Source organism: Campylobacter concisus (genome assembly GCF_003049065.1).
GTDB classification, from domain to species: Bacteria; Campylobacterota; Campylobacteria; order Campylobacterales; family Campylobacteraceae; genus Campylobacter_A; species Campylobacter_A concisus_BE.
On sequence record NZ_PISC01000008.1, the window covers coordinates 1 to 10,401 of the forward strand.

Sequence of the window (10,401 nt, forward strand, 5' to 3'; positions counted from 1 at the left end):
AATTGTTGCTTCTTGTATAAGTGTAAAATATTAGTTTTTACTTTTTAATTAGGTTTTATTGATTAAATATAGTAAATTTTTTATATTTGTTTTTATGTTATTGGTTTGATTGTCTTTTTAAATTTATTGTCCTATTGGTGTTAAGGGTTGTTTGTTTGCTAGATTGTGGTTTGATGTGATGTAAAAAATGGCTTGTATTATACTGTTTTTATAATTAGTGGGTAATATTTTAATGGTTTAAAATTTGTTAATGATGAAATAGGTCTTTGCAAAAAATACTTATATGATGATGTTAAAATTTTCAAGCATAAAAAATGTATAGACTGCAAGCTAGCCAAAGAAAACGGCCTAGAGATGGTTGATCAAAAGTATTTTTTTACGCAGTTTAGATATGACGCACTCCAAAGGGCAAAAGAGAAACAAAAGCTCATGCTTGATAGTGAAAAGACAAAGAAAACCTCACTAAATTTATATGAGCGTCCATATCTTGGCACTGTTGGAGCGATAGCACTTGATAAAAATGGCAACCTAGCTGCAGCAACCAGTACTGGCGGCATGACAAATAAAATGACTGGCCGTATAGGTGATAGTCCGATAATTGGCTCTGGAACCTATGCAGATAATGACTCAGTAGCAGTCTCTTGCACAGGCACAGGTGATATCTACATGCGTGTAAATGCTGCTCATGAGGTCTCAGCCCTTTATAAATACAAAACTTCAGATGTGCAAAAAGCAGCCGAAGAGGCTGTAAAAGAGGTAGCGGCACTAGGTGGCAGTGGTGGTATCATCTCTATTGATAAGTCTGGCAAGACAGGCTTTGCTTGGACTAAAGATAAACTTGGTATGTATCATGGTGAGGCAAGACTAGGAGGTAAACCAGTTGTTTACTGGCCACTTGGTGAGAAATGATTAGATAGCTGGGCCAGATTCTATCTGGCCTAGTTTTTAAAGGGAGAAAGTTTATTAAAATATATAAATTGCTCCAAGAACGATAAATGCTCTTAGACAAAAACCGCCGATTAAATTTATATTAAGTGTTGTCTTATCTAGCCAACTTTGATAAAATTCTCTTGATTTTTAAAGAATGGTTTTAACCCCTCGTAGGCTGCTTGGATCTTTTTAAATTTAGCGTTATACTCGTTTTTGATGCTTTCGCTCTTGTTTGAGTGTCTATCTGGGTGATAAATTTTAGCAAGGGCTAGGTAGCTATCTCTTACAGTTTCGAAGCTGTCTTTATTTGAGCAGCCTAAAATTTCAAAATTTTCTTCTAGTAAATTTGCCAAAGCGCTGAAACGATTTTTAAATTTGGCCGAGTTTTGGATCTTGTAATTTCTTTTGAACTCTTTAAATTTGACTTCATTGTAGTTAAAATTTACTATAAATTTTAGATGTTCGCGTTTTGAAATGATCTCTTCAATCAAGTCAAAGTCGCTATCTTTTTTTATTTTTAAGCTAAATTTATGATTTTTCTCGTCAAATTTAGACTCATTGCCTTTAAAATTTTGCAAAATGTAGCTAGCAAAAGCTCTTGGGGTATTGTTTAGCGTAAAGATCATCTCGCCATTAAAAAAATCGATGTCGATATTGTAGATGTTTGTCAGAGCGTTTCTTTGCACTAAAGATAGTTTTATAGTTTTGTATTTTGCAAAGGTCACATCAAGCTCATTGCCCTGTTTTTCGTAAAGTTTTTTTATAAATTTTAAAAAGCATTTTCGCTGTGGGATCTCGCTCTCTTCGTAAAAAGAGATGATCTTATCTTTGTTTGCTAGTGTTTTTGTGAAATTTTTACTTATCAGTGCGCGAAGCTCGCAAAAAAGAGCGTCGCTATCGGTTAAAATGCTTAAAGATTCTAAAGTTTGGGTTATATTCATGGGTTTCTCCATTCAAAATATCCCCATTTAAAGCAACTAGCGTTCCAAAGTTAAATTTTTCTGATATTGCTATCTTTTGTATATGCCAAAAACTCATCTCTTAGCTTTTGTTCTTTATGTAAGATCGCCTCCTCTTTTGTGTGAGAAACGGCCTCTTTTTGGGGCTTTTTAGCCACGCCTTGCTCTTTTGCAAGCTCTTTTTTGATCTCTTTTAGACTATCGAAAAAATCGTTCATTTTTGCTCCTTTTGCACAAAGGATTTTACTAAAAAGGTTATAAATTTAAAATGAATACAATCTCTTTTTAAGGAAAGTTTGGTTAATATCACAACTTAATTTTTCATGTGCGCTCGTAGCTCAGCTGGATAGAGCATTTGATTGCGGTTCAAAAGGTCAGAGATTCGAATTCTCTCGGGCGCACCATCCTTTTGTCCTCAAATTTTATTTTCAGACCACTTTTGAGATTAGTTAAATCTATAAAAAACTCTATTTAGATATAGCCCTTCTGCAGGTGCAGGTATGCGAGTTATAGCAGGACGTCCATTTAGTGAAGCTTTTATGAGTTCGCTGCCGTCTTTTTGCTTTAGCGCCTTTAGTAAATTTGCAACCATGAGGCGCACCTGACCGCGCAAAAAGCCATTTGCTTTAAAAACGATGATAGTTTGCTCTTTGTATGTGTAGCAAAATGCTTTATAAATTTCTCGCACTGGGTTTTTTGTATCACTTCCGGTTTTCATATATGCGCTAAAATCATGCCCTCCGATAAAATTTCGCAAAATTTCATTTGCTTTTATGGTATCAAATTTAGGCAAAAATACCTTGTAATTTGAGCTAAAAACATCAAATTTGCCATGATCTATCACATATCTATACGATCTTGCGACCGCATCAAATCTCGCTTGAAAATTTTCACTCACTAAATTTATGCGTTTTATGTGAATGCTTGGGTGTGCGTGGCGGTTTATAAGATCTTGCAAGCGTCTCAAGTCTTTAAAGTGATCGCCGCAAACGACGCTTGAGCTTTGGTTATTTGCATGCACGCTTTTGTCGGTGCGCGAGCTAGAGACAACTCTTTCGAAAATACCAACGTGAGCTAGGGCGCGCTCTAACTCATCCTCTACGCCGTTTTCATGCGGCTGGGTCTGTGAGCCTTGAAATTTCGAGCCGTCGTAGCTGTAGATTAGCTGAATTTTCATCAGTATCTTCGTGTGATCTTAGCTTTATAAAGCAAGACGCCAGCTAGTAAAAATACGAAAAATATGAGCGGTATCGCAAGCGCTGGCTTTGATGAAAAGAGCATTATGAGCGTAAAATAGCCAAATAAAACGCCAAAAGTGCCAACATAGACCATACCCTTTTCGTATCTATACGTAACGATGCCAAGGCTGATCGCAAAGAGCGTGCTTGCAAGCGGGAAGAGGGCCACTAGGACGTAGGTGCTAAGGTCTTTTCTGCGTTTATCGCTGCTAGCTGCATCCATCCAGTACTCTTTGATGCTGCCAACGTCGCTTATCTCCTCGCTTTGGGCGGTTCTTATCTTCATTGATTTGAAGTTGCTTTGGTGATAAATTTCATCTCTGATGTCATACATTTTGCCCTCGTTTAAAGAGAGCTCTACGCTTTGGCCCACGTTTATGATCTTTGCGTTTTTGGCGGTTATTAGGCGCTGTGAGTCTTTGACAAATGGGTTAAACATCACGATATCTTTGTAGGTTGTGCCATTTTTGTCTTCGCTTTCGCTGCCCACATAGACCATCCAGTCGGAGAATTTTTGTCCAAACTGGGTTGGCTTTAAATTTAACTTAGCAACCGTCTTTTTGTAGTCGATGAAATTTGCATTTAGCTGGGCGGCTATTGGTATCATGACGATGGCAACTACCAGCAAGGCAGCGCTTAAAAGGGCTGAAAAAGCTAAGAAAAATCTTGCGATCTTATTTGGTGAGCCACCAAGTGTGAAGATAACGATGCTTTCATTCTCTTTTGATAGCCGAAAAAGCGTCATCGCAAGCGAGACGAAAAAGGCGATAGGCACGACAAAGAGCAACACGCGTGGGAGCATAAATGAGTAGAGTTTAAAGAGCTCACCAAAGCTGATCTCGATGTATGAAGTGATACGCGCGATCTGGATGAAAAAGACGATCGACATGATCAAAAAAAGCGTACTAAATAGCGATGCGAACGTGCCTAAAAAGTTAAACAAAAGATATTTATTTACTCTACTCATAAATGAACCTTAAAATTTCTAAAATTTGCGCGTCAAAAGCGTAGGTGACAAGCAGTCCCAGGCTTAAAAACGGCACAAAGGCTAACTCGTAGCCCTTTTTGCGAACGATCGCATAGACTGGGAGCGTAAGAAGTGCCGCCAGATAGATCGCCACAAGGGATAGCTTGGCCGGCAAAATGGCTCCGATGATCGCTGCGATAAATATGTCAGCACTACCCATGGCTTCTCTTTTCATCGCATAGCTCACGACAAATCTAAGCGCCCAAAAGATAAATCCAAAGAGGATTAAATTTAAAATTTGAGCAAAATTTCCTTTAAAGATAAAAAGCAGCAAGGCATAGGCAAATGCAAAAAATAGCGCCGCAAAAAGAAGCGCATCTGGCACAGCTTTATACCTTATGTCTATGACGCTAAGGGCTAGTAGCATGATAAAGCAAAGCCCTAAAAATAGCGCATAAAGCAAGGTTTCTACGCTTAAAATTTCGCCGCACTCTTTAAAAAAACAGATCAGAAAAAGCAATCCAGAGGCTAGCTCAACCAGCGGATAGACAAGGCTTATCTTTTGCTTGCAAAAGGCGCATTTTCCACCTAAAAATAGCCATGAAAAAAGCGGAATATTGTGATAAAAATTTAGCTTGTGAGAGCATTTTGGACAGTGTGAGGCTGGGAAATTTATGCTTTCATTTCGTGGCAAGCGGTATATCAGCACATTTGAAAATGAGCCTACGCAGATGCCAAAAACAAAAGCAAAAACAGCAAAAAAGATGACCAAAATATCCATTATCTCACTAAACTCCGCCAAATCTTCGCTCTATATCTTTAAATTTGGCTACGATGCTTGCAAGCTCATCCTTGCCAAAGTCAGGCCAAAGTGTCGGCGTGAAAAATAGCTCCGCGTAGCTTGCCTGCCAGAGCATGAAATTTGAAAGCCTGCTCTCGCCACCAGTTCTAATGAGAAGATCCACCGGCTCACTCTCATCAAGTGCCGCATTTAGGCTCGCTTCATTTATCTCGCAGCCTTTTAAATTTAGTTTTCGCACAGCTCTTATGATCTCATCTTTTGAGCCGTAGTTTATCGCTAAATTTAAAAGCAAATTTGTATTTTCCCTTGTCGCATCTTTGGTGATCTCTATCTCATTTTTTAGCTCGTCACTAAACGGCGAGATGTTGCCGATCGTGTTAAATTTGATCCCATTTTTTATAAAATCATCACGCTTTAAAAGAAGAAATTTCTTAAGCAAATTCATCAAAAAATCAACCTCTTTTTGCGGTCTTTTCCAGTTTTCGGTGCTAAATGCGTAAAGGCTTAAAATTTTCACCCCATTATCGATGCAAAATTCGCACATATCACTCACCATATTTGCTCCGGCCTCGTGCCCATTTGTCCGCAAAAATCCACGCTTTTTCGCCCAGCGTCCGTTGCCGTCCATGATGATAGCGAGGTGGTTAAGTTTGTTCAATGTCTAGCCTTTAAAGTCAATTATCTGCTCTTTTTTGCTCCAAAGAGCGCTTACGTTTTGCACCAAAACTGGCGTGTCAAATTCGCTTTTTAGCAAGCTTGCGACGTTGCTAAATGGAGTTGCGATCTCACACAAAATTTCATCTTTAAATTTAAAAATAAGCGGCGCAAAATTTGAAAAAACAAGAAAAACTCTCATCTCATTTGCCTCTTTTTTAAGCTGAAAAATGCCGTTCGTGCCGCTATACGCAAATGGTATATGCACGACGTTTTCTTGCAGGGCAAAGAGCATTTTTGCTAGTACTCTCATCTCATCTTTTGTTTTAACTTCGCTTAAGTTTTTAAATAAATAGCTGTAAAGCCACGATAAATTCTCGTTTTTTACCAAATTTTCTATCAAATTTAGCCCGTCAGACAAAACGTCCTCATCTAAAATTTTTGGTTTTTCGTATAAATTTTTTATGACGATGTTTTCGCCCTGACTATGCACCTCGCCCCAGTATCTTGAGCCCACGTTTAGCTCTTTTACGCTTTTTGTGTTTAAATTTCTATTTGCGAAATTTAAGATGTATCTGTTAAAGCCGACCTTTTGGCTCACCAAAATGCTAAGTGGCAAGGACGAATTTATCGCTACTAGCGGAGCTTGACTGTTGTTTGCTATCTTTTGGACGCGTGAGATCTGCTCTATCATAAATTTGCTGCTAGCTCCACGATACGCCCTGCGATCTCATCTTTTGAGGCAAGCGGCAGTAGGGTTTCGCCGCCCCTTGTGATGAAATTTACCTCGTTTTGCTCGCTTGCAAAGCAATTTTTCTCGCCTAAAATATTTAGACAAACTGCATCAAGCCCTTTTTTCTCTAGCATTGATCTAGCGCTTTTTAGAGCACTTTCGCTTGAAATTTCAAGCTTAAAGCCGATCTTTTTACATTTAAACTCTTTTAAGCTTTGCAAAATATCGACATTTTTCTTTAGGCTTAAATTTAAGCTCTCCCCAACGTCCTCTTTTTTTATCTTGCCATCTATCTTTGTCGGTACAAAATCGCTCACCGCAGCGCACATTACAAGTAAATTTGCCTCCTCGCACTCACTCTTGCAAAGCTCTAAAAGCTCGCTACTTGAGCTAAATTTAAGGCTAAGAAATGGCTCGTTTGCGGTTTCAAAACTAGCAAGCAGTTTTACCTCCGCGCCTGCGTAGTAAAAGGCTCTAGCCAAGGCTCTTGCCATCTTTCCGCTTGAGAAATTTGTAATGGCTCTTACATCATCTATCTTTTCGGTTGTCGCGCCACCAGTGATCACCACTTTTTTGTCAGCAAAAAGTGGCCTGCTAAGCCTTTTAATGGCAGCTTCTACTATCACTTCATGGCTTGCAAGACCGCCCTTGCCAATGTCGCCACAAGCTAGAGTTTTAAGCACTGGCTCAACTACTAAAGCGCCGTTTTTCTTTAAAATTTCAAGCGAATTTTGCGTCGCAAAATGCTCGATCATATTGTTATTTGCAGCTGGAGCGACAACTAAAGGCACGTGTGAGGCGGCGATTAGCGTTTGCATGAAGACATTATCACAGATGCCAGCTGTTAGCTTATTTATCGTATTTACTGAGGCAGGTGCGATAAGGACTAGATCCATTTTAGAGTAGGCTATGTGATTTACGCCGTCTTGCCAGTTTTGCGTTTGTGAGCTTAAAATTTTATGCTCACTTAGCGCCTCAAAGCCACTTACACTGCAAAATTCAAGCGCTCCGTCACTTAAAGCCACATAGACATCTGCGCCTTGCTTTTTAAGCAGCGATAAAATTTCGAATGCCTTATAAAAGGCGATACTGCCGCAAACGGCAAGTAAAATTTTCTTATTTTTTAACATCGTCTTTGCCAAAGAATTTCTCAAAAAAGCCGCTTTTGTTCTCTTGGCGACCTCTGCTGATAGCTAGAGCGCCACTCTCAACGTCTTTTGTGATGGTGCTGCCAGCTGCGATGATGACGTTATCAGCGATATTTACAGGGGCGACTAGCTGCGTATCTGAGCCAACAAAGACATTTTTGCCGATCTTGGTTTTATATTTTGCCTTGCCGTCGTAGTTGCATGTGATCGTGCCACAACCGATATTTGTGCCACTTTCTATCTCGCAGTCGCCAAGATAGCTTAAGTGTCCAGCTTTTACGCCGCTAAGAACGCCTTTTTTAACCTCGACGAAATTTCCTATATGTGTGTCAGAAATTTCAGAATTTGGTCTAATGTGAGCTAGTGGGCCGATGTCTGAGTTTTTGATGACGCTGCTTTCGATCACAGATGAGCTTTTGATGATACTCTCAGAAATAACGCACTCGCCAAGTATGCTTACGTTTTCTTCTAGCACGCACTCGCCTTCAAATTTAGCCCTACTGTCTATAAAAATGCTCTCAGGCATGCGCATCAAAACGCCAGCTTTCATCAAATTTTGCTTTATCTCATCTTGCATGATTTTTTCAGCGATGCTAAGCTGAAATTTATCATTTATACCCATGAAATTTTGCTCATTAACATTTACTGCAATGCACTTTAAGCCCTTTTCATTTGCTATTTTTATGGCGTCAGTTAGGTAGTACTCTTTTTGCGCGTTTTGGTTGCTTATGAGTGGTAAAATTTGCTCTAGCGCCTCGCGTTTAAAGCAGTAGCAGCCAGCATTTACACTTTTTATGGCAAGTTGCGCTTCGCTCGCATCTTTTTGCTCGACGATGGCCTCAACTTTGCCGTTTTTTATGATAACTCTGCCGTAGCCAAAAGGATTTGCCGCTTCAAATGAGCTCATAACCACGTCTGCTTCGGCATTTGCTAGACGCATAAGGTCAGTTGATCTAACAAGTGGCATATCGCCGCAAGTGACAAGCACCTTTTCACCGCTTAAATTTACGCCTTTTATCGCGCCAGCAGTACCTGGGAAATTTGCTAGATCTTGCTCGAAAATTTTAGTTTGAGGGAAAATTTCTTTTATCTTTTTGCTAATTAACTCTTTTTCGTAGTGAAGCACGACGCTAACGTCATTTGTGATCGCATAAGCTTGCTTTAAGATGTGAATGATCATCGGCTCGCCGCATAGCTCAAATAGGACTTTTGGGCGTTTTGATTTCATCCTGGTACCAAGACCAGCAGCTAGGATTATGATTGAAGTATTATTGCTCATTTTTAAGCCTTTTAACGTTAAAAATTTCGCAGATTGTAGCAAAAAATGGCAAACATTTTTTTTAATTTAACGATTGTTTCAACAAAAAGCTAATAAAATAGCAATTCTTAAGAATTTATAAATAAAGCGAGTTTAAATGGATTTAGGAACCGTCGTCGGCTGGGTTTTGACCCTGGTGCTTTTGTTTGGATCAATGGCGATAGGCGTTGGTATAGGACCATACATCGATATCCCTTCTGTGATGATCGTTTTTGGTGGTACTATCGGCGTTATGATGGTTGGCTTTAAGATGGAGACGCTTAAAGGTGTTGGTAAATTTTATGGTGTCGCTGTTAAGCCATCAGTTGTTGTAAATTTACCTGAGACTATAAAAAAAGTAGTTGATTACTCAACCAAAGCTAGGCGAGATGGCATCTTAGCACTTGAGAGCGAAGTAAATAACGAATCAAATCAGTTTTTAAAAAAAGGCCTTTCGATGGCGGTCGATGGCAATGAGCCAGATGCGATCAGAGCGCTTTTGGAGATCGATATTGATCAGACTAGCACAAGGCATGCAAACAATATCAAAATTTTCGAGCAAGTCGGTGGTTTTGCGGGTGCGATGGGTATGATCGGTACGCTTATTGGTCTTGTTGCGATGCTTCTTAACATGTCAGATCCTAGTGCGATCGGTCCATCTATGGCGGTTGCTTTGCTTACGACACTTTATGGTGCGATGATAGGTAACATCATCGGCTCACCTGTTGCAAATATCCTCTCGATCCGCGATGCTGATGAGGCGCTTGAGAAGCAAGTCATTTTAGAGGGTATCATGGCGATACAAGCAGGGGATAACCCAAGAACGCTTGAGGCTAAGCTTTTAGCATTTTTACCTCCAAAAGATAGAAAAAGTCAGTTTGAATAATGGGTAAATTAATAAAACCAGAAGAGTGCCCAAAGTGTATGCCTGAGTGGCTGGCTGCCTTTGGCGACCTTATGTCGCTCCTGCTTTGCTTCTTCGTTTTGCTCCTTTCTATGGCGACAATGGATGCTAAAAAGATGGAGGCTGCCGTTGGCTCACTAGCTGGTGCACTAAGCGTGCTAGAGGGTGGTGCAAGGCCAGATAGTCAGGTAGAAAAAGAGACAGACCCTGAAAGCAGACGCAATCCAAAGCCAAAAGCTCAAAAAGGCGCTCAAAATGAGGTCACTTCGACTGTTAAAAAGATAAATGAGCTACTAACGGCTAGCGGGGCACCTGAGATCACGATGGAGGAGAGCGAGGATGGCTTTATCGTTAGGCTTCCAGCTGCGATGCTCTTTGACAAAGATAGCGCTGAAATTTCTGGCGAAGATGCGAAGCTCTTTTTAAAGCGAATAGGCATGATCATAGCCAAAATGCCAAATGAGGTAAAAACAGATATCATCGGATACACTGATAATACAAATCCAAGCAAAGACTCTATATACAAAAACAACTGGCAGCTCTCTACCGCAAGGGCGCTAAGCGTGCTTGAAGAGCTAGTTAGCGATGGCGTGCCACAAGAGAGGCTTATCACTTCTGGCAGGGCATCTTTTGATCCGATCGCTAGCAATAGCACAGATGAGGGCAGAGCCAAAAACAATAGAGTAGAAATTCACTTCGTCTCGCTCGAGCCAAAAAATAAAGAGGCTACTAAGAAAAGTATCCTTGATACGAGGAATTAGTCGTGAAA

12 protein-coding genes and 1 tRNA gene are annotated in these 10,401 nt (G+C 40.1%); 4 read left to right on the forward strand and 9 right to left on the reverse strand.

The annotated features are described in order from the left end of the window. The first annotated feature begins 318 nt into the window (after nt 1-318). Nucleotides 319-909, forward strand: coding sequence for an isoaspartyl peptidase/L-asparaginase (locus CVS81_RS07370; protein ID WP_265094474.1), 591 nt, complete (start codon nt 319-321; stop codon nt 907-909). Between the two features lie 137 nt (nt 910-1,046). Here CVS81_RS07370 and CVS81_RS07375 read toward each other — a convergent pair whose 3' ends face one another. Both CVS81_RS07375 and CVS81_RS07380 read right to left on the reverse strand, forming a co-directional pair. Beyond that, on the reverse strand, nt 1,047-1,871 hold the full coding sequence (locus CVS81_RS07375; protein WP_107965556.1) for an adenylosuccinate lyase: 825 nt from the start codon (nt 1,869-1,871) through the stop codon (nt 1,047-1,049). A gap of 50 nt (nt 1,872-1,921) precedes the next feature. Next, on the reverse strand, nt 1,922-2,107 hold the full coding sequence (locus CVS81_RS07380) for a hypothetical protein (protein WP_103573497.1): 186 nt from the start codon (nt 2,105-2,107) through the stop codon (nt 1,922-1,924). Between the two features lie 109 nt (nt 2,108-2,216). On the opposite strand from CVS81_RS07380, the gene CVS81_RS07385 reads away from it, so the two are divergent. After that, nucleotides 2,217-2,293: transfer RNA gene (locus CVS81_RS07385), tRNA-Arg, on the forward strand. 41 nt (nt 2,294-2,334) lie between these two features. On the opposite strand, the gene truA is transcribed toward CVS81_RS07385, so the two are convergent. Genes truA through glmU form a run of 7 tightly spaced genes read right to left on the reverse strand, consistent with a single transcriptional unit; the run spans nt 2,335 to nt 8,710 of the window. Beyond that, on the reverse strand, nt 2,335-3,066 hold the full coding sequence (gene truA / locus CVS81_RS07390) for a tRNA pseudouridine(38-40) synthase TruA (RefSeq protein WP_107965557.1): 732 nt from the start codon (nt 3,064-3,066) through the stop codon (nt 2,335-2,337). After that, nucleotides 3,066-4,094 carry an LptF/LptG family permease gene (locus tag CVS81_RS07395; protein WP_021086950.1) on the reverse strand — a complete coding sequence of 343 codons (1,029 nt, stop codon included), beginning with the start codon at nt 4,092-4,094 and terminating at the stop codon, nt 3,066-3,068. The genes truA and CVS81_RS07395 overlap by 1 nt, the downstream gene beginning before the upstream one ends. After that, on the reverse strand, nt 4,087-4,875 hold the full coding sequence (locus CVS81_RS07400) for a prepilin peptidase (RefSeq protein WP_107965623.1): 789 nt from the start codon (nt 4,873-4,875) through the stop codon (nt 4,087-4,089). Before CVS81_RS07400 ends, CVS81_RS07395 begins: the two co-directional genes overlap by 8 nt. A gap of 7 nt (nt 4,876-4,882) precedes the next feature. Further along, the gene (gene uppS / locus CVS81_RS07405; protein ID WP_107965558.1) at nt 4,883-5,554 is read right to left on the reverse strand and encodes a polyprenyl diphosphate synthase; all 672 of its coding nucleotides are present in this window, start codon (nt 5,552-5,554) and stop codon (nt 4,883-4,885) included. Nucleotides 5,555-5,557: 3 nt separating this feature from the next. Beyond that, a complete protein-coding gene (locus tag CVS81_RS07410) occupies nt 5,558-6,244 on the reverse strand; it encodes a hypothetical protein (RefSeq protein WP_107965559.1) in 687 nt (228 codons plus the stop codon). Next, nucleotides 6,241-7,413 carry a bifunctional phosphopantothenoylcysteine decarboxylase/phosphopantothenate--cysteine ligase CoaBC gene (gene coaBC / locus CVS81_RS07415; protein ID WP_107965560.1) on the reverse strand — a complete coding sequence of 391 codons (1,173 nt, stop codon included), beginning with the start codon at nt 7,411-7,413 and terminating at the stop codon, nt 6,241-6,243. Before coaBC ends, CVS81_RS07410 begins: the two co-directional genes overlap by 4 nt. Beyond that, a complete protein-coding gene (gene glmU, locus CVS81_RS07420) occupies nt 7,400-8,710 on the reverse strand; it encodes a bifunctional UDP-N-acetylglucosamine diphosphorylase/glucosamine-1-phosphate N-acetyltransferase GlmU (protein WP_107965561.1) in 1,311 nt (436 codons plus the stop codon). The genes coaBC and glmU overlap by 14 nt, the downstream gene beginning before the upstream one ends. A 136-nt stretch (nt 8,711-8,846) precedes the next feature. Between glmU and CVS81_RS07425 the strand changes: the two genes are divergently transcribed. Next, entirely contained in the window at nt 8,847-9,614 is a 768-nt protein-coding gene (locus CVS81_RS07425) for a motility protein A (protein ID WP_004318159.1), read from the forward strand. Then, nucleotides 9,614-10,393 (forward strand): flagellar motor protein MotB, encoded by a 780-nt coding sequence (locus CVS81_RS07430; protein ID WP_107965562.1) that lies wholly within the window; start codon nt 9,614-9,616, stop codon nt 10,391-10,393. Before CVS81_RS07425 ends, CVS81_RS07430 begins: the two co-directional genes overlap by 1 nt. Nucleotides 10,394-10,401: the final 8 nt, after the last annotated feature.